The sequence below is a fragment of the Halorussus salilacus genome, assembly GCF_024138125.1.
GTDB classification, from domain to species: Archaea; Halobacteriota; Halobacteria; order Halobacteriales; family Haladaptataceae; genus Halorussus; species Halorussus salilacus.
Map to the genome: position 1 here is coordinate 2,515,549 of NZ_CP099993.1, position 25,317 is coordinate 2,540,865.

At 67.3% G+C, this 25,317-nt stretch carries 28 protein-coding genes; 14 read left to right on the forward strand and 14 right to left on the reverse strand.

What is annotated here, in order from left to right; translation table 11 throughout:
* The first annotated feature begins 1 nt into the window (after window position 1).
* Window positions 2-1,261, forward strand: a complete 1,260-nt coding sequence (locus NGM10_RS12980; RefSeq protein ID WP_253479423.1) for a DNA double-strand break repair nuclease NurA — start codon at window positions 2-4, stop codon at window positions 1,259-1,261.
* Between the two features lie 77 nt (window positions 1,262-1,338).
* Here NGM10_RS12980 and NGM10_RS12985 read toward each other — a convergent pair whose 3' ends face one another.
* Entirely contained in the window at window positions 1,339-1,689 is a 351-nt protein-coding gene (locus NGM10_RS12985; RefSeq protein ID WP_253479425.1) for a DUF7113 family protein, read from the reverse strand.
* A 201-nt stretch (window positions 1,690-1,890) separates the two neighbouring features.
* Here NGM10_RS12985 and NGM10_RS12990 point away from each other — a divergent pair, with 201 nt between their 5' ends.
* The 3 genes from NGM10_RS12990 to NGM10_RS13000 all read left to right on the forward strand — a co-directional run bounded on the left by NGM10_RS12990 (window position 1,891) and on the right by NGM10_RS13000 (window position 5,129).
* On the forward strand, window positions 1,891-3,696 hold the full coding sequence (locus NGM10_RS12990) for an ATP-binding protein (RefSeq protein ID WP_253479426.1): 1,806 nt from the start codon (window positions 1,891-1,893) through the stop codon (window positions 3,694-3,696).
* A gap of 87 nt (window positions 3,697-3,783) precedes the next feature.
* Window positions 3,784-4,212: a universal stress protein gene (locus NGM10_RS12995; RefSeq protein ID WP_253479429.1), complete on the forward strand. Its 429-nt coding sequence runs from the start codon at window positions 3,784-3,786 to the stop codon at window positions 4,210-4,212.
* A gap of 245 nt (window positions 4,213-4,457) precedes the next feature.
* Entirely contained in the window at window positions 4,458-5,129 is a 672-nt protein-coding gene (locus NGM10_RS13000; protein WP_253479432.1) for a glycine zipper family protein, read from the forward strand.
* 9 nt (window positions 5,130-5,138) lie between these two features.
* Here the strand turns inward: NGM10_RS13000 and NGM10_RS13005 are convergent, their stop codons facing one another.
* Window positions 5,139-6,329 carry a KaiC domain-containing protein gene (locus tag NGM10_RS13005; RefSeq protein ID WP_253479434.1) on the reverse strand — a complete coding sequence of 397 codons (1,191 nt, stop codon included), beginning with the start codon at window positions 6,327-6,329 and terminating at the stop codon, window positions 5,139-5,141.
* A gap of 185 nt (window positions 6,330-6,514) precedes the next feature.
* Here NGM10_RS13005 and NGM10_RS13010 point away from each other — a divergent pair, with 185 nt between their 5' ends.
* The 3 genes from NGM10_RS13010 to NGM10_RS13020 all read left to right on the forward strand — a co-directional run bounded on the left by NGM10_RS13010 (window position 6,515) and on the right by NGM10_RS13020 (window position 8,635).
* Complete coding sequence (locus NGM10_RS13010; protein WP_253479436.1) at window positions 6,515-7,336, forward strand: NAD(+)/NADH kinase; 822 nt, start codon at window positions 6,515-6,517, stop codon at window positions 7,334-7,336.
* Between the two features lie 50 nt (window positions 7,337-7,386).
* Window positions 7,387-8,316 carry a GTP cyclohydrolase MptA gene (mptA, locus tag NGM10_RS13015; RefSeq protein ID WP_253479437.1) on the forward strand — a complete coding sequence of 310 codons (930 nt, stop codon included), beginning with the start codon at window positions 7,387-7,389 and terminating at the stop codon, window positions 8,314-8,316.
* A 118-nt stretch (window positions 8,317-8,434) separates the two neighbouring features.
* On the forward strand, window positions 8,435-8,635 hold the full coding sequence (locus NGM10_RS13020) for a hypothetical protein (protein WP_253479439.1): 201 nt from the start codon (window positions 8,435-8,437) through the stop codon (window positions 8,633-8,635).
* On the opposite strand, the gene pyrF is transcribed toward NGM10_RS13020, so the two are convergent.
* Window positions 8,632-9,441 (reverse strand): orotidine-5'-phosphate decarboxylase, encoded by an 810-nt coding sequence (gene pyrF, locus NGM10_RS13025; RefSeq protein ID WP_253479440.1) that lies wholly within the window; start codon window positions 9,439-9,441, stop codon window positions 8,632-8,634. The two genes, NGM10_RS13020 and pyrF, sit on opposite strands and share 4 nt — an antisense overlap.
* Window positions 9,442-9,539: 98 nt before the next feature.
* Here pyrF and NGM10_RS13030 point away from each other — a divergent pair, with 98 nt between their 5' ends.
* Window positions 9,540-10,196: an HAD family hydrolase gene (locus tag NGM10_RS13030; RefSeq protein WP_253479441.1), complete on the forward strand. Its 657-nt coding sequence runs from the start codon at window positions 9,540-9,542 to the stop codon at window positions 10,194-10,196.
* Here NGM10_RS13030 and NGM10_RS13035 read toward each other — a convergent pair.
* Both NGM10_RS13035 and NGM10_RS13040 read right to left on the reverse strand, forming a co-directional pair.
* Window positions 10,170-10,619 carry a DUF7993 family protein gene (locus NGM10_RS13035; protein WP_253479442.1) on the reverse strand — a complete coding sequence of 150 codons (450 nt, stop codon included), beginning with the start codon at window positions 10,617-10,619 and terminating at the stop codon, window positions 10,170-10,172. The two genes, NGM10_RS13030 and NGM10_RS13035, sit on opposite strands and share 27 nt — an antisense overlap.
* Before the next feature lie 26 nt (window positions 10,620-10,645).
* Window positions 10,646-11,098, reverse strand: coding sequence for a DUF2240 family protein (locus NGM10_RS13040; RefSeq protein ID WP_253479443.1), 453 nt, complete (start codon window positions 11,096-11,098; stop codon window positions 10,646-10,648).
* A 117-nt stretch (window positions 11,099-11,215) separates the two neighbouring features.
* Between NGM10_RS13040 and NGM10_RS13045 the strand changes: the two genes are divergently transcribed.
* Window positions 11,216-11,593, forward strand: coding sequence for a 30S ribosomal protein S8e (locus NGM10_RS13045; protein ID WP_253479444.1), 378 nt, complete (start codon window positions 11,216-11,218; stop codon window positions 11,591-11,593).
* A 16-nt stretch (window positions 11,594-11,609) separates the two neighbouring features.
* Here NGM10_RS13045 and radB read toward each other — a convergent pair whose 3' ends face one another.
* Window positions 11,610-12,347, reverse strand: a complete 738-nt coding sequence (gene radB / locus NGM10_RS13050) for a DNA repair and recombination protein RadB (protein WP_368408628.1) — start codon at window positions 12,345-12,347, stop codon at window positions 11,610-11,612.
* 445 nt (window positions 12,348-12,792) lie between these two features.
* Here radB and NGM10_RS13055 point away from each other — a divergent pair, with 445 nt between their 5' ends.
* Entirely contained in the window at window positions 12,793-13,026 is a 234-nt protein-coding gene (locus tag NGM10_RS13055; RefSeq protein WP_253479446.1) for a hypothetical protein, read from the forward strand.
* A gap of 156 nt (window positions 13,027-13,182) precedes the next feature.
* Window positions 13,183-13,929, forward strand: coding sequence for a hypothetical protein (locus NGM10_RS13060; RefSeq protein ID WP_253479447.1), 747 nt, complete (start codon window positions 13,183-13,185; stop codon window positions 13,927-13,929).
* Between the two features lie 257 nt (window positions 13,930-14,186).
* Here NGM10_RS13060 and larC read toward each other — a convergent pair whose 3' ends face one another.
* Entirely contained in the window at window positions 14,187-15,626 is a 1,440-nt protein-coding gene (larC, locus tag NGM10_RS13065; RefSeq protein WP_253479449.1) for a nickel pincer cofactor biosynthesis protein LarC, read from the reverse strand.
* 288 nt (window positions 15,627-15,914) lie between these two features.
* Between larC and NGM10_RS13070 the strand changes: the two genes are divergently transcribed.
* Together NGM10_RS13070 and NGM10_RS13075 are read left to right on the forward strand one after the other, a co-directional pair.
* Entirely contained in the window at window positions 15,915-18,140 is a 2,226-nt protein-coding gene (locus NGM10_RS13070) for a CDC48 family AAA ATPase (protein ID WP_253479451.1), read from the forward strand.
* A 123-nt stretch (window positions 18,141-18,263) separates the two neighbouring features.
* The gene (locus NGM10_RS13075) at window positions 18,264-19,142 is read left to right on the forward strand and encodes a DUF4097 family beta strand repeat-containing protein (RefSeq protein ID WP_253479453.1); all 879 of its coding nucleotides are present in this window, start codon (window positions 18,264-18,266) and stop codon (window positions 19,140-19,142) included.
* Window positions 19,143-19,299: 157 nt separating this feature from the next.
* On the opposite strand, the gene NGM10_RS13080 is transcribed toward NGM10_RS13075, so the two are convergent.
* From NGM10_RS13080 to NGM10_RS13095, 4 genes are all read right to left on the reverse strand, one after another.
* Entirely contained in the window at window positions 19,300-19,962 is a 663-nt protein-coding gene (locus NGM10_RS13080) for a sensor domain-containing protein (protein WP_253479455.1), read from the reverse strand.
* 97 nt (window positions 19,963-20,059) lie between these two features.
* Window positions 20,060-20,326, reverse strand: coding sequence for a DUF7521 family protein (locus NGM10_RS13085; protein ID WP_253479457.1), 267 nt, complete (start codon window positions 20,324-20,326; stop codon window positions 20,060-20,062).
* Window positions 20,316-20,630, reverse strand: coding sequence for a hypothetical protein (locus NGM10_RS13090; protein WP_253479458.1), 315 nt, complete (start codon window positions 20,628-20,630; stop codon window positions 20,316-20,318). The genes NGM10_RS13085 and NGM10_RS13090 overlap by 11 nt, the downstream gene beginning before the upstream one ends.
* Complete coding sequence (locus NGM10_RS13095; RefSeq protein ID WP_253479460.1) at window positions 20,627-20,968, reverse strand: ArsR/SmtB family transcription factor; 342 nt, start codon at window positions 20,966-20,968, stop codon at window positions 20,627-20,629. The genes NGM10_RS13090 and NGM10_RS13095 overlap by 4 nt, the downstream gene beginning before the upstream one ends.
* Before the next feature lie 182 nt (window positions 20,969-21,150).
* Here NGM10_RS13095 and NGM10_RS13100 point away from each other — a divergent pair, with 182 nt between their 5' ends.
* Window positions 21,151-21,900 carry a sensor domain-containing protein gene (locus tag NGM10_RS13100; RefSeq protein ID WP_253479462.1) on the forward strand — a complete coding sequence of 250 codons (750 nt, stop codon included), beginning with the start codon at window positions 21,151-21,153 and terminating at the stop codon, window positions 21,898-21,900.
* Window positions 21,901-21,939: 39 nt separating this feature from the next.
* On the opposite strand, the gene phoU is transcribed toward NGM10_RS13100, so the two are convergent.
* The 3 genes from phoU to pstA all read right to left on the reverse strand — a co-directional run bounded on the left by phoU (window position 21,940) and on the right by pstA (window position 25,308).
* A complete protein-coding gene (phoU, locus tag NGM10_RS13105) occupies window positions 21,940-22,617 on the reverse strand; it encodes a phosphate signaling complex protein PhoU (protein ID WP_253479464.1) in 678 nt (225 codons plus the stop codon).
* Between the two features lie 159 nt (window positions 22,618-22,776).
* A complete protein-coding gene (pstB, locus tag NGM10_RS13110) occupies window positions 22,777-23,661 on the reverse strand; it encodes a phosphate ABC transporter ATP-binding protein PstB (protein WP_253479467.1) in 885 nt (294 codons plus the stop codon).
* A 3-nt stretch (window positions 23,662-23,664) separates the two neighbouring features.
* Complete coding sequence (gene pstA / locus NGM10_RS13115) at window positions 23,665-25,308, reverse strand: phosphate ABC transporter permease PstA (protein ID WP_253479469.1); 1,644 nt, start codon at window positions 25,306-25,308, stop codon at window positions 23,665-23,667.
* Window positions 25,309-25,317: the final 9 nt, after the last annotated feature.

Genomic DNA, 25,317 nt, shown 5'->3' on the forward strand with positions numbered 1-25,317 from the left:
CATGACCCTCGACCCGGTGCACTTCGACGGCATCGCGGGGCTGGCCGACCGCATCGACTACGACGCCGAGGACCGCGACCACCGGGAGTTCGCCGAAGACGTGTGGGAACACTACCTCGACCCGCTGTACGACGACGAGGGCGACGTGATCCTCGAACCAATCGACGAGCAGTCGCGCCGCCGGGTGAACTGCGAGAAGATTGCGCTCGAAGACCCGCCGTTCGCGACGATACACGGCCTCGACGCCGGGACGCTCAACTCCCGGCCGTTCAAGAACGGTCTCGTCCTCGACGTTGCCCACGCCGCGATGAGCGCCACGCCGTCGGACCTCGGCCTCCACGACCGCCGGACCGTCGTGAAGGCCCTGCACCTCAACGACACGTCCCGGGACTTCGGGACCGACTGGGAACCCTACAACGACGGCAGTCGGCGTCGCATCGTCCACACCCACCTGCCCAAGAGCCAGTACGAGGAGGACGTGGTCCACGCGCTCGCGCTCTACCTCGCCGAGAGCAGCCACGCGCTCGAACACGCCGAGTCGGTGTCGGAGTTCCTCCTGCTCGACGGCCCCATCTACCCGAAGGGGGTCCTCCGGTGGTACTACCGGAGCACCGCCCTCACCGACCTGTTTCGGGACTCGGAGGACGTTGCCCGGATTCTGCAGAACTACGTCGAGCTGGTCGAGACGTTCGTCGAACGCGACGTTCCGCTCGCGGGGTTCGTCAAGAACGTCTCGGCGAAGTCCATCGTCCGGACCCTCAAGCGGAGCAGCGACTTCGCGCCGGTGCCGTGGGCCCACGACGCGGGACTGTTCGCCCAGATACTGGAGCGCCGCGAGCGCGTCGACGGCGAGTTCGAGCGACTCACCGACGACCTGACGCTGACGAACTGGTTCGTCTCGACCGCTGGCACCGACGACTTCTTCAACGACCCCGACAACGACCTCGTCGAGCGCGAACTCGACCCCGAGCAGTACCGGGTCACCTTCTGCATCGTCTACGACCCCCGGCGTGACCTCGTGTTCAAGGTCGAAGCGCCCTACGCCGTGACCGAAGACGAGGGGACTCGCCGGAAAATCGAGCGCCAGATACTCCAGGAGGTCGCGCTCCAGCGCGGGCCGCCCCGCGCCATCTCGAAGGCCGACGAACTCGCGGCCATCGACCGCGGGAGCGCCGAGTCGCTGGTGAAGTCGTTCGAGGAGTCGCTCGACACGGAACTCGACCGCAACTACAACGCGGTGCGGTGGGGCCGGGACTACTGACGGTCGCGCCGAGCGCGACCGTCAGTTCGATTCGCCGCGGTTCGTCGGGCCGATTCGCCGCGGTTCACCGACTCGCCTCAGCGCGGTTCGGCGGCCTCGGTCTCGGACTTCTCGACGGTCAGTTCCACGTCCTCGGGGTCGACGCCGATGCGAGCGAACTGGGTCCGGACGTGCTCGCGGGCCGCCTCGGTCGCCTGCTCTTTCGTGTCGAACCCGCGGGGCATCGGCGACTCGAACGCGACGTTGACCTCCTCGCCGTTCACCTTCTGGACGGTCCCGCCGCTCTCGACCTGGTAGAACTCGTCGCAGACCCAGACGTAGGGGGCGTCCTCGTCGGGCGCGCCCTTGAACCGCGGCGCGCGCTCCCCACGCTCGTACAGCGTGCCCGTCAGGGTGGTCCCCCCGGCTTCGCCACGGATGAGTAGCATGACCGGACGTACGGCGTCAGCAGGTAAAAGGGACGCGTCCCGGGTACGGTGTGGGAACCGGACACGAGGTTGGACCCGGACACAGAGCGCCACGACGGCCCGGCCCGGAACCGGGCCGGGCCGTCGCGGCGCTGGACCGGGCCGTCGCGGGAGACCGGCGGAGGAAAACTGACAAGAGGGTTAACCGCAATGACCGGAACGATGACCGACCTCGGCGACTTCGAGAACTTCGAGGGCGACGACACCGCGAGCGACGCCCCGGCCCGCGACGACACCGAGACGAGCGCGGCCGCCGACGACGACCGCTTCGAGTCGATGGACCCCTCCCCCGTGGGGACCGACCGCGGCATCGGCACGCTCTCGGCCGCGGGCGGCCTCCGAATCGGCGAGGAGGAAGACGACACCCGAGTGCGCGCGTACGTGACCGCAGACAACCGCGAGGACGTGCGCGTCGGTAAGTACCTGCTCGTGCCCTACCCAGACGACGAGAAGCTGTTCTGCCGCATCTCCGCCCTCTCGTACGAGCAAGAGTATCAGGTCGACGACGCGACCGAGATTCACTCGAAGCGCGCGATGCGCCGCGAGGCGATAGAGGAGACCGATTACAAGCTGATGGCGACGCTGGAGCCGGTGGCGGTCCTGTACTCCGACGAGGGAGACCTCAAGCGCCGGATGACCGACCGCGTGCCAAAGCCCAAGGCCGTCGTCCGGCAGGCCGACGACAAGGCCGAAATCAAGACCGGCCTCAAGATGCCAGAAGACGGCGTGTTCCTCGGCCACCTCTCGGTCGGGGGTGAGAAGGTCCGGACCGCCGCCCAGCCCCCAACAATCGACTACCGACTCAAGGACGACTACGCCGACGGCGACCCGCTCGTGTTCCGCCACACCCTCGTCGCTGGCGGGACGGGGTCGGGCAAGACCCACGGCGCGAAGAACGTCCTCCGGCAGTTCCTCGCCGAGGAGCGCCGCTACGAGATGGAAGACGGCGCGAAGCGTCGGGCCGCGGTGGTCCAGTTCGACCCGCAGGACGAGTACGCCCAGATGCACGACGACAACCCCGAGGTGACCGCCGAGGACGAGCGCGGATGGGAACGGGAGGGCATCGCTCACGGCGGTCACGACGATACGCTCGTACTCGCTCCAAAGGAAAACGGCGTCTCCTACTCGCCGGACAACCATCGAGCCGAGTACGAAACGTTCACGGTTCCGTTTTCGATGGCGAGTAACCGACCATGGCTCGTGGCCGGGAGTTCCCTAAACGAAAATCAGTATCCTGCACTGAAAGAACTTCTCGGCCGCTTCTTCACACAACGTCCGGACGGAACGTACCGGCAGTTCCTCGCTTTCCTCGACGATCCCGCACTCAAGGAAGAATTGGACGAGTCGGGCAAAGTCCACGAAGCCACCTACGATGCCGTCAAACGCCGGGTTCGTGCGATCCCGTCCGGAATCTTCGACCAGAACGCAACTCCGATCACCGAACTCGACCACAAACTCGTTCGTCGCGGTGGACTGACGACCATCCCGACGTACCATCTCACGTCCAGTCGGGCAAAGGAGTTGTTCGTTCTCGCTGTCGCCAGCCTCCTCATCGACGACAAGCTCTCCAACAGTCCCGAAAGTCAACACATCAAGGAGACCCCGCTCGTGGTCGGGATGGACGAGGCGCACAACTTCCTGACCGACGCCGACAACGTGCAGGCCCGGAAGGTCATCGGGAAGTTCACCGACGCGGCCAAGCAGGGTCGCAAAGAGCGCCTCGGCCTGTTCCTCATCACGCAGGACCCTCAGGACATCGCGGACCCGGTGTTCAAGCAGGTCAACACCACCATCGTCCTCAACCTCGGCGACGAGGACGCCATCAAGAGCGTCAACATCCCGGCCGAGCTAGAGGGGAAGGTCCCCTACATGGAGAAGGGCCAGATGGTCGTCTACTCGCCCGACAACTCCGAGCCGGTCGAGATAACCGGGCTCTCGAAGTGTCTGACCAAGCACGGCCGGGAGTAGCGAGGTCCCGCCGACCTCGCGCCCCGTAATTCTCAGTTTCCGAGAACTGCCTGTACGCTTAAAGGAATTCCTCGCGTATCTCCAACCATGAGCAAGAAGGTACTCGTCCCCGTCGACGGCTCCGAGCAGTCCGAGACCGCGCTCGAATACGCACTCGAAGAGTTCCCCGACGCGAACATCACCGCTATCAACGTCCTCGACCCCATCGACGCGGGCTACAACGCGCCGGTCGGGGTACCCGGCGGCTCCGAGAACTGGTACGAGAACGCCAAGGCCCAGAGCGAGACCCTGCTCGAAGGTGCCCAAGAGACCGCCGACGAGTACGGGACGACCCTCGAAACGGCCACCGAGATGGGTCGGCCGTCGAGCGTCATCGTCGAGTACGCCGAGGAGGAGGGCTTCGACCAGATAATCATGGGGAGCCACGGCCGGTCGGGCGTCTCGCGCATCCTGCTCGGGAGCGTCGCCGAGACGGTGGTCCGGCGCGCGACGATGCCGGTGACGGTGGTTCGGTAAACGTCGGGGTAAAGCGCGCTGAATTTTAATTACTAGAAGGGCAGTAGCGTCAGCTATGGTTCTCGAATCTTCGAGGGACCGAACGGACGAGACGGATAGTGATGCGTCCGAAGTGTCTCACTCACGACCGCGGGGCCCCGTTCTGTACGGTATCGATGGCGTGAAGTGGTTCCTAGGAACGGTCGATATCACTCACGAGAAGTTCGAAGCCCTCCCGCTGGTCCCGGGTCGGATTCGGCGTCCTCGTGTTTCTCTTCTCGATCTACTTCGGGGAGACGGTGCGAGTCGGAATCGACCTCGTAGTGCAAACGTTCGTCGTACCGTTGCTGGGCGATTTCGTTCGAATACGATTCGGTATCTGGGTCGTCCTGTTTCTCCTCGTTCTCGTGATGATTCAGACCTCTCTCATCAACTACAGACTTATAATGATGGACGGCGAACCGAGAGGCGAGCAAATGCCGTCCGACGATGTCGCTCCCGATGGTGGCGAGATGTACGCTCGGGCCGGGAAAACGTCGAGTATCGGTTCCAGCGGTGCTGGCGTTTTAGGTGGTGCCGCGACCGGTGCGGTAATCGGAGCGAGTTTCGGACCTGCTGGCGTCTTCGGCGGGGCCGTGCTGGGAGCTATCGTCGGCGACGAGATAGAAAAGTCATCTACGAGAAGTAGGGCGCGAAAAGCGGTCAAGTCGGACGTTCTCCGGACGCTCATTGCACAAGAGATCGTCGAACCGGACCGCATTTCTCTGGACTCGGTCGAACGAACCCTGCCACATCACGACGAAGCGGTCGTCAGAGAGGTGACGTTAGAGATGGCTTCCGACCCGATGGCTCCACTCGTCGAAGATGGACAGGCCGTACAACTGACGACGCTTTCCGAAGCGAAATCGCACCTCCAGCGGCTTCGTGAGGACTCGTAGCGACGCGGGTCAGAAGATATTCGCCTGCCGGTACACGCTGATGCCCTCGTTCGTGATGGAGTAGGGCTTTATCTCCCGGGAGTGGTTCGCGTCCCGTATCTTCTGGATTTCGACCGCGAGTCTGGTCTCCCGGAAGTCGTCGCCCGACCGGATGTACCGCAGGATGAACACGGCGTCCACGAGGTACTCGATGATGCCGTGTCGGGAGGCGTAAGGGTTGTCCTCGCTGGCCTCGCTGGTCAGCATGGTGGTCACGCCCGCCTCCTTGAGGCTCTTGGTGAAGTCGTACACCTCGTTTCGGCGGGTGGCCTGGTCGTCGTACATCATCTCCAGCAGGGAGACCGAGTCGAGGACGAGTCTGGTCGCGCCGAACTCCTCGACGAGTCGCGGCAGGTCGTTGCGGATGGAGGTCAGGCTGTTTGCCATCTCGATGGGGTCGAGGTCGATGACCGCGAGTCGGCCCTCCTCCTGGTACTCGTCGAACTCCCAGCCCTTCTCGGTCGCGGTGTTGACGATGCGGTCGTGGCTCTCTTCGAGCGTGATGAACACCGCGTTCTCGCCCGCTTCCAGCCCCTCGTGGAGGAACTGGAGGCCGAAGGTGGTCTTGCCGGTCCCGGCCGACCCGATGGTGGTCATCAGCGACCGCTCGGGGACCCCGCCCTGTATCATGCTGTCGAGGCCGTCGATGCCCACGTCGACCCGCGGAATCGACGACTCGAACTCCTCGTCGTCGAACGACTCGGGTTCCCCTCCTCCGAACCCGGCGCCGGGGTCCATACCGAATCCGCCGCCCATGCCGAACTCGGCGTCGTCCCCACCGCCGAACTCCCCGTCGCCGCCGAACGCTCCCGCGTTGCTCCCTGCTTGGCCGCCCGCTCCCCCGCCCGGGGCGTTCCGGAACGCGGTGGCGAAGTCGTCCTCGAACAACTCCGTGTCGTCGCCCGCATCGGCCGCGTCGTACGGGTCGGCGTCGGCGAACCCGCCCGACGACCCGCCGGACCGGTCGGGGGTCGGTTCGGCGTCGTCGCCGCCAGTTCGCTCGGGGTCGAACTCGGGTGCGTCCTCGAATCCGCTGGCGGACGCGGGGCGGTCGTCCGTCTCCGAATCGGAGTCGTCGTCCGGCGAATCGCGGTCTTCGCCGCTCGCTTCGTCCTCACCGCTCTCGCGGAGCGCTCGCTCGAACCAGTCGTCGTCACTCACGGCGACCAACTCCAGTCGGTCGAGCGCGGACCATGTCGGGCACCTCGGACCGACCGCATTTGAATGTTTCTCGCGTCGACTGTCGTTCGCGGGCCGTCCTCGGCGCGTCCTTTCCCGCGTCGGCCGTGTCGCGGGTCGTCGTCCACGCCGGGGGACTTTTGACGGGCGGGCGAGAAGGGTCACCGATGAGAGTCGGCATCGTCGCCCAGATGGGTAACGACAGGGCGGCCTCTCTGGCCGGGCGGATTCGGGAAGCGCTACCGGACGAGGTGACGGTTCGACTGGACGCCGCGACCGCCGAGGCGCTCGGCGGCGAGGGCGACCCGGTCGAGGAGATGGACGCGTCCGACCTCGTGGTCTCCATCGGCGGCGACGGCACCTTCCTCTTCGCGGCCCGGGGCGCGGGGCCGACGCCGATTCTGGGCGTCAACCTCGGCGAGGTCGGGTTCCTCAACGGCGTCAGGCCGGGCGAGGCGGTCGAGACCGTCGAGTCGGTGGTCGAGCGCTTCCGCGAGACCGGCGAGATTCCCTCGCGGGACGTGCCCCGCCTGTGCGCCGAGACGGAGTCGGGAGTCGAACTCCCACCGGCCCTGAACGAAATCGTGGTACAGGGTCCCCAGCGCGGCCACGGCAACGGGCTGGAGTACGAGGTCCGGGTCGACGGCCGACCGTTCTCGGACGGGCACGCCGACGGCGTGCTGGTCTCGACACCGACCGGGAGCACGGCCTACAACCTCAGCGAGGGCGGCCCGCTGGTCCACCCCGAGGTGGACGCGCTGGTCGTCACCGAGATGTGCGCCGCCGAGTCGATGCCACCGCTGGTCGTCTCGGGCGACTCGGTGGTCGAAATCCGGGCCGACGGGGCCGAACACGGCTTCGCCAGTAGCGACAGTACGCGAAAGCGGTTCGAGATGCCCGAGCGGGTGACCGTGCGGTCTGCCGACGAGCCCACGCGCATCGCCGAACCCGCCAGCGACTTCTTCCGGGCGCTCGGGAAACTCGACTGAACCTGCCGAAAGGGAAAGCCCTAATCCTGCTGATTCGCTAGGTCCCGACAATGGACGAACAACTACCGGACGTGCAGGCATCCGAACCGGACGTGACGGTCGGCCTGAACCGCGTCGGGGTGACCGGCGTGACCAAGCTGGTCGAACTCGCCCGCCCCGAGAAGCGTCCCATCGTGTTGACCGCCGAGTTCGAGGTGTTGGTCGACCTGCCGGGCTGGCGGAAGGGCGCGGACATGAGCAGGAACATGGAGGTCGTCGACGAGATTCTGGAGGACGCGGTGAGCGAACCCACCTACCGCGTCGAGGACGTGTGCGGCGAGGCCGCCGAACGCTTGCTCGGCAAGCACGACTACACCTCGAAGGCCGAGGTCCGGATGGAGGCCGAGTACATGCTCAAGGACGAGACGCCCGCGAGCGAACGGCCCACGCAGGCCACGGTCGACATCGTGGCGGGCGCGACCGCGACCGACGAGGGCACCCGCGAGGAGATCGGCGCGCGCGTCACCGGGATGACGGTCTGTCCCTGCTCGCAGGGGATGATGAGCGCGACCGCCCGCCGGAAGCTCGAAGAGCTCGGCGTCGGCGACGAGGAGGTCTCGGAGTTCCTCCGGGAGGTCCCGCAGGCGGGCCACTCCCAGCGGGGCCACGCCACCCTCACCGTCGAGAGCGACGGCGCGCCCGAGGCCGACCTCAACGACATCATCGAGGTCGCGCGCGACTCGATGAGCGCGCGCATCTACAACCTCGCAAAGCGCCCCGACGAGGACCACATGACCTTCGAGGCCCACGCGAACGCCAAGTTCGTCGAGGACTGCGTGCGCGACATGGCCGAGGGCGTCGTCTCGGAGTTCCCCGACCTGCCCGACGGCGCCGTGGTGACGATGAAACAGAGCAACGACGAGTCCATCCACCAGCACAACGCTCACGCCGAGCGCGTCGCCGAGATGGGGTCGCTTCGGGACGAGCTTTCCGAAAACTGACTCCCCGCGTTCTGGAGCTTCTACGACCCTCCTCTCTGTCGTCTTCGACGTTCAGTCCCCACCGCACTCCGAGAGGGACGCCCACAGACTCTTGGAAGACGAAACCGAACCACGTACCATGAGCGTCACGGGCCTGTGTCAGATATGCGAGAGCCGCGAAGCAGAACACTCGTGTCCCAACTGCGGCAATCAGGTCTGCGAACGCCACTGGAACGACGGCATGGACCTCTGCGTCCAGTGCGCGCCGACCGGCGAGAACGTCGACCCCGACCGGGTGTCCCCCGAGGACCTCGACGACGATGACGTGATGACGTTCTAGCGGCGCAACTGTCGCTTGAGTCGTCCCGCGGCCTGCCGCGCCGCGGCGGCGTAGGCGTCGGCGTCCGGTTCGCGTCCCCGTCCCGCAGTCTCCCCCGCGTAGAGGACCTCACGGGAGACGTTCACGAGTCCGACGCCGTCGGCGGTCGCGTGCTCGGCGACTTCCGGGTCGTTGCGCGCGCCCCCGACCACGAGGAAGGGCAGGTCCGGGGCGCGCTCGCGGAGGGCCTCGACGTCGTCGGCCGACCCGCCGACGAGCAGGCCCACGTCCCCCGCCGCCTCTTCGGCCCACTCCCCGGCGAGGTCGGCCGCGCGCTCGGCCAGCGTCTCCCCGTCAGCGAGTTCGAGGTCCTGCAGGTCGCTCGCGCCCGAGTTGGGCGTCCGACACACCACGAATACCCCGCGGCCCGGTCGCGAGAGCGCCGCGGCGCTCTCGCGACCGAGGTACGGCGAGACGGTCAGGGCGTCGGCCGAGTCGAGCAGGGTCGCGTGCTGGCGCGCGGCCGCGCCGACCTCGGCGCGCTTGCCGTCGAAAATCACGGGGACGCCCTGCGCCTGCGCGTACGCGAGGGTCTCTTCGAGCGCGGTCCAGCCGTCGGGAGTTTCGTAGGCCGCCAGACTGGCGGTGTAGGCCGCGGCGTGGTCGCTCGTCGCGTCGATGATTCTGCGATTGAACGCCCGCCGGGGGTAGTCGTACTCCCGGCAGTCGGCGGGGAGCCGCGACGGGTCGGGGTTCAGGCCGACCGAGAGGACGCCGCCCGTGGTTCGAATCCGGTCGCGGAGTCGGTCGGAGAGCGAGAGGGTCACGCCGGGAGTTGCGAGGGCGAAGGCAAGGCTCTTTTCCTCCGCGGTTTCCCGACCGCCCCTCCGCAGGTATCAAGTCACCCTCGCCCCAAGTCCGGGTCGTGACCGTCGACGCCGTCGTCTTCGACTTCGATTACACGCTGACCGTGCCGGACCGACCCCGTCAGGAGGTGCTCGACGAGGCGACCGACGCCGTGGGTGCCCCGCGGCTGTCGCGCGAAGCGTACTTGGATGCCCATTCACGCCACCTCGACAGCGACACCAGGGTGCCAATCTTCGCCGAACTCCTGCCCGAGGACGCCGACATCGACCCCGAGGCGCTCGCCGACGCCTACCGCGAGAAGGTCGCCGACTCGCTCGTGGCGGTCGCGGGCGTCCCCGGCCTGCTCGCGGCCCTCGGCGAGGAGTACAGGCTCGGCCTGCTCACGAACGGCCCGGCCGACGCCCAGCGGAGCAAACTCGACCGCTTCGACTGGGTCGAGGAGTTCGACGCGATAGCGATCACCGGGAACCTCGACGCGGGCAAGCCCGACGAGCGGGCCTTCCGGGCCATCCTCGACGCGCTCGGCGTCGACCCCGACGAGGCGGTGTACGTCGGCGACGACCCCGACGCCGACGTTCACGGCGCGCAGGCCGCGGGGATGTACGCCGTCCACGTCGTCTACGAGGGCGGCCCCGACCCCGTGCCGGACGCCGACGCCGTCGTCGAGCGCGACGCGCTCGCCGACGAGCTACCGGATATCGTCGCCCGACTGTGACCCGGAATCGTCGCCCGGCTCCGACCCGGCGTCCGCGCCGGACCGCAGGACCGCCACCAGCACGTCGGTCGCACGCTTGACCTCTGCGCCGTCCTCGACGAACACCAGCGTTCTGGGCGGTCGGACCGCCTTCGGTCGGACCCTGAGGTCGACCTCCTCGGCGGCTTCTGCGGCCGCGTCGACTCCCTCGCGGAACTCGATGCGAGCGCGGTCGTCGTGGACGTAGACTTCGGCGAGGATTTCGGTGTCTTCCGTTCCCCGGCGGGCGATTCGGTACGCCAGCTCGCCGTCGGCCGACCCCTCGACGTCGGGGTCGGCGTCGACGACCGCCAGCGCGCCGAGACCGGAGTCCTCGCGGCCGTCGACCTCCGAGGAGAGGAGCTGAGCGATGCGCTTGCCGTCGGTGGTTCGGTCCTCGACCATGGGAGAAGGAAGGGCGAACGCCGGGATTAGCCTTCGGCTTTGAGTTCCTCGCGGGCGTCGGCGGCCTCCTCGCTCGCGTCGATACCCCTCCGGCGGGCGTAGACGACCGCCGCCGCCTCGATGGTGACCCCGAGGTCGCCTTGGAGTTCGTTTATCTCGGCGACCGCGGTCTGCTTGTCGGTCCCGGCCGCGACCACCTCGTCGAGCAGGCGCTCGAAGGTCGAGCGCTCCTGAAGGATGGACTCGTCGGGCACGAACTCCTCGGGAATCTCGACCTCGGAGGGGTCGAACTCCGCGACCACGTCGCCGTCCTCGCGGGCGAGCAGGCCCCCGCCGCTGGCCACGTCCACGAGGCGCTCGGCCTGGTCGGGCGAGAACCAGTCGCGGTCGAGCGACAGCGCGACCACGAACTCGCTCTCGGGCATCGACTCCTTGCCCTTCTGCTGGAACGGGGCGGCCACCGCGATTCGCAGGCTCATCGCTCGGAAGGGCGCGGGTCGGGGGCCTAAATGTGACGGTCTCGGGCGGGGTCGTCGGCCGAGCGCCCCGGAAGCTAATCCGAGATATATAAGTGTAGGCTCGCCGATTTCCAGAGTATGAAAGACCAGGGAGGCTCCACGCGCAAGCGTACCGGCGGCCGACTCCGTCCGTCGCACAAGAAGAAGAAGCACGAACTGGGCCGCGAACCCACCGAGACCACGGTCGGTGAGTCCACGTTCCGGACCATCGACGCCCGCGGCAACACGCAGAAGACCCGCGCGCTCGCGACCGACGTCGCGAGCGTCGCGGTCGAGGGCGAGACCGTCGAGGCGACCATCGAGGACGTGGTCGAGAACGCCGCCAACCCCAACTACGTCCGGCGGAACATCGTCACCAAGGGCGCGATCATCGAGACCAGCGAGGGCCGCGCCCGCGTCACGTCCCGACCGGGCCAGACCGGCAACGTGAACGCCGTCCTCGTCGACGACGAGTAAGTCGCGTATCGCCTTTTTACGGTACGTCCTCAGCGCCCTCCAGCCCCGCGTCCGTGATTCGGAACTGGGCGGTCTCGCCCGCGGGTCTCGCGCGGTGCTTTTCGAGGGTCGCGCGACGGTTCCCGCCCCGGAAGCGGTCGATGCGGACCACCGTGCCGGTCCAGTGTTCGAGGGTGTGGCCCCCGAGCGGCCGGGCGCGGTCGCCGTCGGGGTCGGTGTACACCTGATTGGTCAGCACCACGGCGAGGTCGTGCTTGCGCGCCAGCGACAGCAGGTGGGTGACCTGACTCGCGACCTGCCGGAGCGCCTCGCCGCCCTCGGTGTCCTCCGAGCGCTTGAGCCGGTAGAATCCGGTCGCGCTGTCGAGGACCACGAGGTCGGCGCGGTCGGCGAGGTCGCCAACGTCCCGGACCGCCTCCTGCTGGTCCTCGAAGTCGTAGGCCTCCTTGATGACGATGCGGGAGGTCAGGTCGGCCACGGCGTCGGCGTCGGCGTCGTCGGCCGACGACGCCGACGCCGTGGCGTTCGCGCGGGCCTCCGCGACCTGTTCGAACCGCGCGAGCGACAGCCCCTCGGTGTCGACGTACACCGCGGTTCCGCCCGCCGCGGCGACTTCGACCGCCGCGCCGAGCGCGACGTTGGTCTTGCCCGCCGCGGGCGGGCCGTACACCTGCGTGACGGTCCCGCGCTCGAACCCGCCGCCCAGCAGGTCGTCGAGCGGCCCGCACCCGGTCGGGATGGTCTCGTCGTTCACGACCGGGGGTTGGTCCCACCCGGTCAAAAGGTTCGGGATTCGCTACTGGAGTTTCGGAACCGAGGCGCTCGGAATCCCGACTCTCGAAGACGCGCTCGGTGTTGAGTCATCCCCGGCGCGTGCGGGCGAATCCCTTGTGGATTCGCCTAACTGCGCGAGGGATGAGTATCGCAGGAGCGACCAACGGGAGCGACGAGAAACGCAATCGGCTGGGGAGGATGTGGCTTTCGGCTGAGGACCCAGTCCACAGTTAGGGCGGACTGAAAGGGGCCCTCCAGTCGCGTCAGAAGGACGTGGTCGGCTCAGCGACCGCAACCGGGCGGGGGCTTTCGAGGAAAATTTCACCGATAATATATTTAGGATATTAGGCTCGAAGCCGAGGTAATGATACATGATAAATAATTGACACGGACATTTTTATATGATTTAGTGCTACTAATACCTTATGGGTGGGAATGATGACTCGCACGATGACTTTTTAGCCGCATGTGATGAATTAGCAGACCTAATTGAAGAGCAACTAAATGAGAAAACGGGGATTGAGTGGGAAGTAACGAAAATCCAGAAAACGGAGGGCGGGACGTCTCTATACGCAAAGCCAGACATAAATATGGACAATAAATTAGGGCGTACAGTGGACATTCAGTCGCCAGGAGTGGAGGTTTTGATTTCACATTAATTAGAAAGCAGTTGTAATATATGCAATTATAAATTAATTTAGCACATATCTACCCACACCAATTCAGATATTAATATCGAGAATGGCTACTGGTCACTCGAACGGCTCTCTCCCCAACAACCGTACTTTTCACCCCCGACGACCAAACCCCGAGTAGTGACAGTCGTCGTCGCCACCGAGGACTTCGAAGTGTACCACGGCGTGGTCAACGAACTCCGGGACCGCGGAGTGACCTTCACCACGGTCGAACTCGACGCCGACCTCCCCGACTCGGCGCGGGTCTTGATCCGCGCCGAGGGCGACTCGGTGGACGCCGAGGGCGTCGAAACGGTGGTCGCCGACCCCGACGAGCCCCGGCGCGCGGTCGAGGAGGCGCTGGCCCGCCTGCGGGGCGGCGGGGGTCGGACCGTCGTGGGAATCGACCCCGGAACCCGGCCCGGCATCGCGGTCCTCTCGGGCGGCGTGGTGGTCGCGGCGTTCCACGTCCCGCTCGCCGACGTGGCCGAGGTCGTCCGCGAGGAGGTCGCCGATGCGGTGGACCCGGTGGTCCGAATCGGCGACGGCGCGCGCCTGCAGGGCGCACAGCTCGTCCGCGAGCTGGAGGACGTGCCGGTCGAACTCGTCGACGAGACCGGGACGACGCCCTACCTCGGCACCGGCGCGCGCGGGATGGGTGACGTGCTGGCGGCGGTCAACATCGCCCGACTGGAGGGCGAGCGCGTGGAGGGCCGGGAGATAGAGCCGACCGCCGGGGAACTGAAGGTCATCAAGAACCGCTCGCGCGAGCGGTCCGAGGACAACCGGGAAATCGACGAGGAACTGGCCCGGCGGGTGGCGTCGGGGGACCTGACGCTGGAGGAGGCGATGGAGGAGCATCGGGAGGGAGACAGACGAGAGAGTTGAAACGCTATCTTGTCTACAAGTCGAACTGTTGGAAACGTGGCTGAGGATTCCCCGAAAGCCCCCGCCAGCTCGCCACCGGCAGAGCTCCGCTCTGCCGAGCCCTCGTTCGCTTCGCTCACGAGGAGGCCGCTGACCGACATATCTCGGCCTCTCCGCACCACCCGGCCGAGATAGGGGTCGGTCAGGCGACCACGGGCCGAAGGCCCGCGAGCGGGCGGCCCCTTTCATTCCCGCCCACGGTGGTTAGTCCGGACCACTCAGAGACGATTTCTCGCTTCGATCTCGGCCCGTCGCATCACCTCGCGTACCGCCACGTCGGCCTCTCTCGCCACCGCCGCGCAGTCGTCGTACTCGGCGCTCACGTCGTACACCTCGCCCGCGTCGTCGCTCGCGATTTTCACGTCCACCTCGTAACGGTCGCCGTCGAACTCGACGGCGACCGTCTCGAACGCTCGCTGGGCAATCCACCGGTGGGTCGCGCCTGTCTGGCGAATCCCGAGGGTTCCGGTCTCCTCGGCGAGTCGGCGGGCGACCTTCCGGGCGTCGTCGGGCTTGCAGACGACCTTCACGAGGTGGCCCGGCCGGGACTTCTTCATGGTGAGCGGGACGACCGACACGTCGCGCGCGCCGACTTCCCTGAGCGACTCCTGGAGGCCGCCCAGAATCTCGGGCGGCGCGTCGTCGAGGTTGGTTTCGAGGACCGCGACGTCGTCGTAGACGAGGTCCCCTGCTCTCTCCGTCTCGCTCGCTCCCACCATCGCCCGCAGGACGTTCGGGTGGTCCGGGAAGTCGTACCCGCCAGCGCCGTAGCCCGACGCGGTGACGTTCAGCGCGGGGAGCGCCTCGACGCCCTCGGCGAAGTGCGCGAGGATGGCGGCCCCGGTGGGCGTCAGGAGTTCGGCCTCGACCGGGCCGCCGCGGAGCGACCAGTCGGCGCGCTCGGCGATCTCGACCACGGCGGGCGTCGGGACGGGGTAGGTGCCGTGGCTCATCTCCATCTCCCCGCCGCCGGTCGAGACCGGGAGCGTGACGATTCGCTCGGGCGCGAGGTCGTCCACGAGGAGCGCCGTCCCGACGATGTCGGCGATGGCGTCGTCGGCGCCGACCTCGTGGAAGTGCGTGGATTCGAGGTCGGTGCCGTGGACGCTCGACTCGGCCTCCCCGAGGAGTTCGAAGACCGCGAGGGCGTCGTCCTCGACGCCCTCGGGGAGGGCCATCGACTCGACGATGTCGACGACTTCGGGGTAGGTCCTGAGCGGCCCCGAACCCTCGGCGTGGGTGTGGTCGTGGGTGTGGTCGTGGGTGTGGTCGTGGTCGTGGTGGTCGTCGTGATGGTCGTGGGTGTGGTGGCTGTTGTGGTCGTGGGTGTGGTGGCTGTTGTGGTCGTGGCTGTGGTCGTGATTTCCGTCGCCGTGAGAATGGTCGTGGTCGTGGTCGTGGCCGTGGCCGTGGTCGTGGTCGTGACCGTGGTCGCGGTCGGTCTCGCTCTCGCCCCCGTCGCCGTCTTCCCCGTCCAGCAGGACCGAGACGGTCGTCGCGGAGATGCCGTTCTTCTCGGTCGTTCCGACCTCGTAGGTCACCCCGAGCGCGTCCTCGACCGGCGCGAGCGCATCGCGGTCGGCCCCAGCGGCCAGGAGGGCGGCGAGGAGCATGTCCCCGCTCGCGCCCATCCGGCCGTCGAATGCGAGCGTTTGCATACAGGTAGTGGGGCGGTTCGTAGCGAAAAAGCCGGTGGTTCCGGTCGGGGGGACCGTCTTCACCCTCGGAGCGCCCCGAGCTGAAAGCCGATATTAAACCGGGCCCGAGTACGCCGAAATAATCACGGGGACGCAAAACGGCTTTGTAGCGCGAACACGTATGCAAATCCATAGCATGCGCACGAAGTTCCCGCCGCTCTCGGCCGGTTCGACGGTGGAATCTCCCGGTAGCAAAGGACTTATCCCCGACGGACGCGGATTGTCAAACAATCCCCGTACGCCCTAATCATGAACGAAGTCCAACTAGAGGTGGCGAAGGCGTACCCGAACGACTCGGGACGCGGCATCGCTCGCCTCGACCCCGACACGTTGCTCCATCTGAAGCTGAGCCCCGGCGACATCATCGAGATCGAGGGCGGTGACACCACCGCCGCGAAGGTGTGGCGGGCCGACCGACAGGACTGGAACACCGACACGGTCCGCATCGACGGCTTCACCCGCCAGAACGCCGACGTGGGTATCGGCGAGCGCGTCGAAATCCGGAAGGCCGAGGCCGAGAAGGCCGACAAGCTGGTGCTCGCGCCGCCCGAGGAGGCCAGCGTCCAGTTCGGCTCGGACGCCGCCGGGATGGTCAAGCGCCAGATACTCAAGCGCCCGGTGGTCGAGCGCGACATCGTCCCCGTGATGTCGAGCACGAACCACCCGTTCATGCGGTCGCCCGGACAGGCGATTCCGCTCATCGCGGTCGAGACAGACCCCGACGGGGTCTGTCTCATCACCGAGGACACCGAGGTCGAACTCCGCGAGGAGCCCATCAGCGGCTTCGAGAAGACGGGCGGGGGCATCACCTACGAGGACATCGGCGGCCTCGAAAGCGAGATCCAGCGCGTCCGGGAGATGGTCGAACTCCCGATGAAGCACCCCCAGATATTCAAGAAGCTGGGCATCGAGCCGCCACAGGGCGTCCTCCTCCACGGCCCGCCGGGGACGGGCAAGACCCTGCTCGCGAAGGCGGTCGCCAACGAGACCTCCGCGAGCTTCTTCTCCATCGCGGGCCCCGAGATAATCTCGAAGTACTACGGGGAGTCCGAGCAACAGCTCCGGGAGATATTCGAGGACGCGACCGAGGAGTCGCCCTCCATCATCTTCATCGACGAACTCGACTCCATCGCGCCCAAGCGCGAGGACGTGACCGGCGAGGTCGAGCGCCGGGTCGTGGCCCAACTGCTGACGATGATGGACGGCCTCGAATCCCGCGGGCAGGTCATCGTCATCGCCGCGACGAACCGGGTCGACTCGGTCGACCCCGCGCTCCGGCGTCCGGGTCGGTTCGACCGCGAGATCGAGATCGGCGTCCCCGACGAGACGGGGCGCGAGGAGGTCCTCCAGATTCACACCCGCGGGATGCCCCTCAGCGACGACGTCGACCTCTCGCGGCTCGCCAACGACACCCACGGTTTCGTGGGTGCCGACATCGAGAGCCTGACCAAGGAGGCCGCGATGAAGGCCCTGCGCCGGTACCTCCCCGAGATCGACCTCGACGAGGAGGACATCCCGCCGAGCCTCATCGACCGGATGATAGTCAAGCGCGAGGACTTCAACGGCGCGTTGAACGAGGTCGAGCCCTCCGCGATGCGCGAGGTCCTCGTCGAGCTTCCGAAGGTGTCGTGGGACGACGTGGGCGGTCTCGAAGACGCCAAGGAGCAGGTCCAAGAGAGCGTCGAGTGGCCCCTCTCCTCGCCCGAGAAGTTCCGGCGGCTGGGCATCGACCCGCCGAGCGGGGTCCTGCTGTACGGCCCGCCGGGGACGGGCAAGACCCTGATGGCGAAGGCGGTCGCCAACGAGACCAACGCCAACTTCATCTCCGTGCGGGGCCCCCAACTGCTCAGCAAGTGGGTCGGCGAGTCCGAGAAGGCCATCCGCCAGACGTTCCGGAAGGCCCGGCAGGTCTCCCCGACCGTCATCTTCTTCGACGAACTCGACAGCCTCGCGCCCTCGCGGAGTCAGGAGGTCGGGTCGAACGTCTCCGAGCGCGTGGTGAATCAGCTCCTCACGGAACTCGACGGACTGGAGGAGCAGGGCGACGTGATGGTCATCGGCGCGACCAACCGCCCGGACATGATCGACCCCGCGCTCATCCGGTCGGGCCGGTTCGACCGCCTCGTGATGATCGGCCAGCCCGACGAGGAGGGCCGCGAGCAGATACTCAAGATCCACACCGACGACACGCCGCTGGCGGCCGACGTGAGCCTGCGCGAACTCGCCGAGATAACCGACGGCTACGTGGGGAGCGACCTCGAGTCCATCGGCCGCGAGGCCGCCATCGAGGCGCTCCGGGAGGACGACGACGCCACCGAGGTCCAGATGCGCCACTTCCGGCAGGCGATGGAGAACGTCCGGCCCACCATCACCGACGACCTGCTCGACTACTACGAGCAGATGGAAGACGAGTTCAAGGGCGGCGGCTCCGAACCCACGCAGGGTCGGCGCGGCGGCCGCATCGGCTTCCAGTAGCGCCGACGGCTGTCCCCGTTTCGAGGGAATCCGCTCGTCCCGGTACATAATTCTTTGGGTCGTTCGCTCGCCCAGCGCCCGCGATTCCCCTTTTAAGGTATCGGCCCGAGTAGTGGCGGATACATGACGATAGACACTCACCGCCGCCGACTCCTCGGGGCGGGCGCGACTGCCGCGCTGGTCGGCCTCTCGGGCTGTACCGGCGCGACCCCGTTCGTCGGCAAGCGAATCGAAGGGACCCACCAACTCGACCTCGGCGAGGGCGATTCCCTCTCGGTGGTCGGCGACAACGGCGACGTGACGGTCCGGTCGGGCGACGCTTCGCGGCTCGAATCCGTCAAGAAGTCGGGGTCGGTGTTCGCCGACCTCTCGGACGCGACCGTCGCGGTCGACCGCGAGGGCGACGCCGTCAGCGTCGAGGCCCGGACCGACGACGACGGGTCGTGGTTCCGCGGGACGCCCGCCATCGACCTGACCTCCGAGGTTCCCGACGGCGCGACGGTCGAGACGGTGCGGTCGAGCAACGGCGACGTCGAGGTCCGCGGAACGTCGGGCGACGTCTCGATAGCCTCGGACAACGGCGACGCGCTCGCCCGGAACGTCGACGGCGAGGTCACGGTCGAGACGCGAAACGGTGACGCCGACGCCCGCGGCGTCTCGGGCTACGTCGCCGCCGAGAGCCGGAACGGCGACGTGACGGTCCGGAACGTCGGCGGCCTCGACCGCGCGGAGTCCCGGAACGGCGACCTCGAAGTCGAGATTCCGGCGGTCCGGGACGACGTTCGCGTCGAGACGTGGAACGGCGACGTCGAGGCGGCCGTTCCGACCGACCTCGACGCCCGGATACTCCTCCGGACCGAGCGCGGCGAGGTCTCGCTCGACGAGTCGTTCGAGGCCGAGACGCGGGCCGACGAGTACGCCGAGGCGGGCGTCGCGGACGCCGACGCCGAGGTGCGGTTGCGTTCCAGCAACGGCGACGTGTCGGTCACCGCGCTGGACTGACCGGACGGCGTCGGATTCGAATCGGCTGTTTCTGCGGGTAGTCGCCGACCGACTGATTCCGTACCGAAAGGAGAGAGACGAGAAGCGGGGTGGAACGAAAGAGGAGGACCGAGAGCGCCAGCGAAGGACCGAGAGCGTCGGCGTGCGAGCCCGGCGCTCAGTTCGTCGTCGCGGTTCCGAGCAGGGCCTCGGTGGCGACGCCCCAGACCCGCGCGAGACCGTTCAGGAGGTGCAACGAGACGACCCCGACCGCCAGCCCCGCGACCGCGACACCGACCGCCTCGGGGAAGGTGTCGACCACGAGCGTGCCGGATTCGAAGGGGCCGACCGACGCGCCGCCCAGCTGCAGACCGACGTGGTAGGCGGTCGAGTAGGTCACCGGGGCCGCCAGCATCGAGACCGAAAGCGACACGAGCGTGGTGAGCGCGGTGAGCGCGACGATGCCGTAGACGAACCGGCCGAACAGGAGGACGAGACCGAGCCACGTCCGCGGCGCGGTCACCAGTCGCTTGGCGGCCGCGAGCAGTCCGTCGTCGGCGTTCAGCGACGCGCTCGACGCGTCGGTCCCGAGCAGTCGGTTCGCGAGTACGGCCTCGACGTTGGTCAGCACATGCGCGAGCGCGAGCGTGGCGAGCAGTATCGGCACGCCGAACACGGTGATGGCGAGTCCGGTGCCCATCGAGAGCCCGGCCGTGAGAACCACGAAGTACGCGGTCCCCAGCGGGAACGCCACGAGGAGGTACAGCAGGTTTCGGTACGTCTGGGTTCGTGCGGGGACGCCGACGAACGCGGTCGCGGCGTCACCCAGCGATGTCGTCACGCGTAATCACCTCGTTTCGAGCGACGAGGCGCGGGCCGTTAAATGGGGGTCGACGGTCGCTGGGCGGGCGACTCGCCGAAAGACTCTTGTATCGGTTCTACCGCAACGAGTAGAGGATGGCGAGCAGTCCGACGTTGTACGAGGCCACGACGGCCAACAGCGTCAGCCCGTCGGACCACGCGAGCGCGGGCCCCACGAGGGCCGTGAAGCCGAACGGTATCGCGGTGAAGCAGACGATACCCACGGCGAGCAGACCCATGGCTCTGCTCCCGTGGCGGCGGTAGCCGCGGTAGGCGTGGGAGGCGACCAGCAGGCCGAGGCCCGCCGCGAGCGCCGACGCGAGGGTGACGATGTCAGGGGTCATAGATTGCGTACAGGATGGCCGCGAGGCCGAGCAGTTCGAGGCCGGTCGTGGCGAGCGACCGGGCCGCGGGCGACACCGACACGAGGTTGGCGAACGCGAGCCGCAGGAATATCGGCGCGGTGACCAGCAACGCGAGCCCGACACCGAGGTGTAGCATGAGGCGCGTCCCGTTGCGCCGGTAGCCCCGAATCAGCCGGACGACCACCAGCACCGACAGGACCGCCGCGAGGCCGAACCCCGCGAGCGCGAGCGCCACGACGAGCCCGGACCCGCCCACGGCCGTCTGGAGCACGACTCCCGTCATCGCTTGAACCCCTCGTAGAGTCTGGTGAAGCGGTCTGCCGGGTCCTCCTCGCGGTCCACGTCGAGTTCGAAGCCGTCGGCGGTGAGTTCGACCGTGACCCGCTGGAGGTTGGCGGTGTACACCTTGTAGTGGTTGCCGTCCGGGTCGAGGCGCTGGTCGTCGGCGAGCAGTCGCTGGTCCCGGAGTCGCTCGATTCGCCGGTAGATGGTCGACGGCGAGGCGTCGCAGGCGTCGGCGAGCGCCTCGGCCGACATCGGCTCCTCGTAGGTCTCCGCGAGGATGTCGCGGGCGTACTCGTCGTCGAGCAGGTCGAACACCACCGTCGCGTCGTCGCTCATCGCGACGACCTCCCGTCGTCGCGAGTCGGCGACCGTCGGTCCTCGACCGAGTCGGGCACGCATTCCATCGCCGTCCGCTCGCGTCTTCGAACGGCCGGTAGTTAAAACGACACGGACGGTCGCTCTCCCGGCGAACCAGCAGTAGGCTTATTACATCGGATGCTGAATTCCCGTCGAGTCGAATGTCTTCGAACCGGCACGACGCGGGCGTGGCCGACGGTCTCCGCGGGGTCTTCGGGGTTCCGTTCCGACTCCAGACCTACCGGAATCTGTTGTACCTCGCGCTCGCGTTCCCGCTCGGCCTGCTGTACTTCGTGTTCCTCTCGGTCGGCCTGTCGCTGGGCGTCGGGCTCGCGATCACCGTCGTGGGCATTCCCATCCTGCTCGCCGTCCTCGCGGTCTCGACCGGGCTGGCGACGGTCGAACGCGAACTCGCGACGTTGCTTCTCGGGGTCGACATCCCGACCGTCGGCGGAGAGACCCCCGACTCGCTGGTCGGGCGCGCCAAGCGCCTCGTGTCCGACGCGGGCACATGGAAGGCGGTGGTCTACCTCGGGTCGAAGTTCGTCATCGGCCTCGTCTCGTTCGTGGTCGTCACGACGCTGTTGGTCACCGCGACGAGCCTCCTCGTCGTCCCGTTCGTCTACGACCAGCCCGGCGTCTACGTCGGCGTCGTGACCGACGCGCCCGTCGAGTTCCACCCGTCGCTGTACGTCGCCTGGAACCAACTGCTCGTGGGCATCGAGACGGTCGTCCACCTCGGGTCGTGGCAGGTGACGACGCTCGCGGAGGCGCTCGCGGTCGCGGCGTTCGGCGCGGTCCTGGGAATCGGGTCGCTCCACCTTCTCAACGGTCTCGCCCGGTTCTCGGCGTGGTACACCAAGCGCATGCTCGCGACGAGCGGTCGCGCCACTCCGGCTTCGGAGCCCTGACCGTCGAATCCCGCCCGGTTCGCTCGTGGAGGTCGGCCGTCAGTAGATGAGTTCGTCGTTGTTCTCGACCATGTAGAGGGTCCGCGCGGCGATGTTGACCGCGTGGTCGCCGATGCGTTCGAGGTCCCTGACCGTCAGCAACAGCCGCGAGACGTCCTGCAGTAGCGTCTCGACCTCCTCCTCCGTGTTGTCCTCCAGTTCGGTCTCGATGAGGTCCCTGACCACGATTTCGCTCGCGCGCTCGCAGAGCGCGTCGAGGTCGTCGTCGCGCTCGGAGATGTCGTAACAGCCATCGGCGTCCTGCTCGCTGTAGGCGTCCATCGCGTCCTCGATCATGTCGAGCGTGAGCGCCCCGAGCTCCTGGATGTCGACCTCGGGGAACACGTCTTGGTCGGCTTGGAGGGTGTACTCCCCGAGGTTGGTGGCGAGGTCGCCGATGCGTTCGAGGTCGGTGATTATCTTGAACGACGCCGCGATCATCCGGAGGTCGCTGGCGACCGGCTGTTGCAGCGCCAGCAGGTCGATGCAGTCCTGTTCGAGTTCGAGGTAGAGCTGATTGACCTCCTCGTCGCCCTCGATGACTTCCCACGCGAGGTCGTCGTCCTTCTGTTCGAGGGCGTCAAGCCCCATCCGGAGCCGTTCCATCACGACCTCGCTCATGTACAGGACGTTCTCCTGTAGCTCGGTCAACTGCTCTTGATAGTCCTTTCGTGGCATTGTTCGGGTTTCGCGCGTTTGGCTGTTGTACTTTTCCCTCGTGGCACTTCTCTGCCCGCCGGGCGCGCCAGCGTACTTCTCTGCCCGCCGAGCGCACCGCGGTTCACCCGCGAGCGAGGCGATTCGCCGTCGGCGAATCGCCTCGCTCGCGAACCGTCTCTATCCGAACTTCCCGGTGATGTAGTCCTCGACGCGCTGGTGTTCGGGGTTCTCGAATATCTTCTGGGTGTCGTCGAACTCGACGAGTTCGCCGCCGGTCAGGAACACCGCGGTCTTGTCCGAGATGCGCGCGGCCTGCTGCATGTTGTGGGTCACGATGACGACGGTGTAGTCCCGGGCGAGCTCGTCGATGAGGTCCTCTATCTGGGAGGTCGCGACCGGGTCGAGCGCGCTCGCGGGCTCGTCCATCAGGATGACCTCGGGGTCGACCGCGATGGCCCGCGCGATGCAGAGCCGTTGTTGCTGGCCGCCCGAGAGTTCGAGGCCCGACTCGTCGAGCTGGTCTTTGACCTCGTCCCAGAGCGCCGCGCCCTTGAGCGCGTTCTCGACCTTCTCGTCTAGGTCCTCGGTCCGGTTCTGGAGCCGGAGCCCGTAGGCGACGTTGTCGTAGATGCTCTTGGGGAAGGGGTTGGGTTGCTGGAACACCATCCCGATGCGCCGCCGCAGCGCGACCGGGTCCACGTCCTCGTCGTAGACGTTCTTGCCCTGAAACAGCAGGTCGCCCTCGACGCGGGCGGCGTCGATGAGGTCGTTCATCCGGTTGATGCAGCGGAGGAAGGTGGACTTGCCACACCCCGACGGGCCGATCATCGCGGTCACCTGTCGCTCGGGAATCTCGATGTCGATGCTATCGAGCGCCTGCGTGTCGCCGTAATAGACGTCGAGGTCGCGCGATTCGATGACCGTGCGCTCGGACCCGGAGGCCCCGGACGTTCGGCCGGTATCGACCGCTTCCGTCCCCGGAGTCGGCGACGAGATCGATTCGTCGGTGTCTGTCTGGGTCTCGGCGTCGGGATTCGAAGTCGTCACGTTCTCGTTGCTCATGGATTAGGACCTCCGTTGGTACTTGTTTCGGATGAGTATCGCCGCGGCGTTCATCGACAGCAACACGACCAGCAGGGTAACGACACCGGCCGCGAGGACGCCGTACCGGAACTCGGCCGAGGGTTCGTGGGACCACGCGAAAATCTGGCGCGGCATCGCGCTGAACTTCTCGGTGAACCCGCCGGGCGGGCTGAACACGACCGCGGCCGCCCCGATCATCAGCAGGGGCGCGGTCTCGCCGATGGCCCGACCGAACGCGAGGATGTTCCCCGTCAGGATGCCCGGGAGCGCCTCGGGGAGCACGACGTTCCGGACGGTCTGCCACTTGGTCGCGCCCATCCCGTAGGAGGCCTGACGCATCGAACTCGGGACCGCTCGGATGGCCTCCTGGGCCGAGATGATGACGATGGGCAGGATGAGCAGGCCGACCGTGAACCCGCCCACGATGACCGACCCGGTGTTCATCCCGGCGTACCGGATGAACAGCGCGAGGCCGAGCAGGCCGTAGACGACCGACGGGACGCCCGCGAGGTTGGCGATGTTCGTCTCGATGAGGCTCACGACCCAGCCGAGGCGTCCGGTGTCGGGCGCGTACTCTTCGAGGTAGACCGCGGCCGCGACGCCGACCGGGAACGCCGAGACTACGATGACCAGCATCATCATGATGGAACCCACGAGCGCGGGGTAGATGCCCGCCTCCTCGGCGAACCGCGAGTGGGAGTTCGTCAGGAACTGCCAGTCGAGCCACGCCTCGGGCCCGGCGAAGCCGAACGCTTCGACCGCCGCCGCGCCGACGAACATCCCGGCGTACACCACGACCGGGAGCGCGAGTCCCGCGAGGTGCTGGCGTTCGCGAACCACGCCCCCGACGTAGAGCGCGGACGGGACGGCGACCGACAGGCTCAGCACGATGAGCAGGTAGTCGTCGATGCCGACCGCAGGAGCCGAGAACACCGCGAAGACGGCGACAACGAGCGTGAGCGCGACGGCGACCGCGCCGTCGCGCCTGCTCTCGCGGCGTCGGGCGACCACCCATCCCGCGAGTATCGCGACCGGGGCCGCGAACGAGTAGAGCATCATGGTCGCGTGGTTGAGCGCGAGCGGCGCGTTCTGGAGGATGCGGCTCAGGCTGGGGACCGCACCCGGGACGCCGACGAGCGCGAACACGAGCGCCGCGACCGCGACGAGGGTCGGCTCGAAGGCCACGGGGTCGGACCGGAACCGCCGGTGGGCGTAGATCGCGCCGACCGCGAGCAGGAGCGCGAGCGTGGACCCGAACCACTCGATGGGCCGGAACACCTCGACGAGCAGGAGCGCGATGCCCGACCCGATGAGGAGGCAGAACGCCGGGAGCGCGGTCGCGGTCGCGCCGACCCAACCGGAACGCCGGTCGCGGAGGCCGTAGTAGCCGACGAGTGCGGTCGTCGGCGCGACCAGCGCGAGGAAGAAGGTGAGGTGCCAGCCGGGGTCGGCCGTGAGCGGCCGAATCGCGTCGAGCGCGACGTACGCCAGTAACACGAACACCATCGCGATACCGAACAGCATCGCGCCCAGACACCCCCACTTGAACAGTCGCCCGCGAAGCTGGTTCACTCCCTCGCCGGTCCCGTACCACGACTCCTCGCGGGTCGAACGCTCGGTTGCCATTATCGCATC

What these genes read in the sequence shown, in the direction of transcription:
- NGM10_RS13020 (WP_253479439.1), top strand. Translation starts at nt 8,435, where the DNA reads ATGAGCGTCACGGGCCTGTGTCAGATATGCGAGAGCCGCGAAGCAGAA.
- NGM10_RS13010 (WP_253479436.1), top strand. Translation starts at nt 6,515, where the DNA reads ATGAGAGTCGGCATCGTCGCCCAGATGGGTAACGACAGGGCGGCCTCT.
- NGM10_RS13095 (WP_253479460.1), bottom strand. Translation starts at nt 20,968, where the DNA reads ATGAGCGACGACGCGACGGTGGTGTTCGACCTGCTCGACGACGAGTAC.
- NGM10_RS13090 (WP_253479458.1), bottom strand. Translation starts at nt 20,630, where the DNA reads ATGACGGGAGTCGTGCTCCAGACGGCCGTGGGCGGGTCCGGGCTCGTC.
- NGM10_RS12990 (WP_253479426.1), top strand. Translation starts at nt 1,891, where the DNA reads ATGACCGACCTCGGCGACTTCGAGAACTTCGAGGGCGACGACACCGCG.
- NGM10_RS13100 (WP_253479462.1), top strand. Translation starts at nt 21,151, where the DNA reads ATGTCTTCGAACCGGCACGACGCGGGCGTGGCCGACGGTCTCCGCGGG.
- larC (WP_253479449.1), bottom strand. Translation starts at nt 15,626, where the DNA reads ATGCAAACGCTCGCATTCGACGGCCGGATGGGCGCGAGCGGGGACATG.
- NGM10_RS13085 (WP_253479457.1), bottom strand. Translation starts at nt 20,326, where the DNA reads ATGACCCCTGACATCGTCACCCTCGCGTCGGCGCTCGCGGCGGGCCTC.
- NGM10_RS12980 (WP_253479423.1), top strand. Translation starts at nt 2, where the DNA reads ATGACCCTCGACCCGGTGCACTTCGACGGCATCGCGGGGCTGGCCGAC.
- NGM10_RS12995 (WP_253479429.1), top strand. Translation starts at nt 3,784, where the DNA reads ATGAGCAAGAAGGTACTCGTCCCCGTCGACGGCTCCGAGCAGTCCGAG.
- phoU (WP_253479464.1), bottom strand. Translation starts at nt 22,617, where the DNA reads ATGCCACGAAAGGACTATCAAGAGCAGTTGACCGAGCTACAGGAGAAC.
- NGM10_RS13035 (WP_253479442.1), bottom strand. Translation starts at nt 10,619, where the DNA reads ATGGTCGAGGACCGAACCACCGACGGCAAGCGCATCGCTCAGCTCCTC.
- mptA (WP_253479437.1), top strand. Translation starts at nt 7,387, where the DNA reads ATGGACGAACAACTACCGGACGTGCAGGCATCCGAACCGGACGTGACG.
- pstB (WP_253479467.1), bottom strand. Translation starts at nt 23,661, where the DNA reads ATGAGCAACGAGAACGTGACGACTTCGAATCCCGACGCCGAGACCCAG.
- NGM10_RS13045 (WP_253479444.1), top strand. Translation starts at nt 11,216, where the DNA reads ATGAAAGACCAGGGAGGCTCCACGCGCAAGCGTACCGGCGGCCGACTC.
- NGM10_RS12985 (WP_253479425.1), bottom strand. Translation starts at nt 1,689, where the DNA reads ATGCTACTCATCCGTGGCGAAGCCGGGGGGACCACCCTGACGGGCACG.
- NGM10_RS13040 (WP_253479443.1), bottom strand. Translation starts at nt 11,098, where the DNA reads ATGAGCCTGCGAATCGCGGTGGCCGCCCCGTTCCAGCAGAAGGGCAAG.
- NGM10_RS13055 (WP_253479446.1), top strand. Translation starts at nt 12,793, where the DNA reads ATGGGTGGGAATGATGACTCGCACGATGACTTTTTAGCCGCATGTGAT.
- NGM10_RS13070 (WP_253479451.1), top strand. Translation starts at nt 15,915, where the DNA reads ATGAACGAAGTCCAACTAGAGGTGGCGAAGGCGTACCCGAACGACTCG.
- NGM10_RS13075 (WP_253479453.1), top strand. Translation starts at nt 18,264, where the DNA reads ATGACGATAGACACTCACCGCCGCCGACTCCTCGGGGCGGGCGCGACT.
- pstA (WP_253479469.1), bottom strand. Translation starts at nt 25,308, where the DNA reads ATGGCAACCGAGCGTTCGACCCGCGAGGAGTCGTGGTACGGGACCGGC.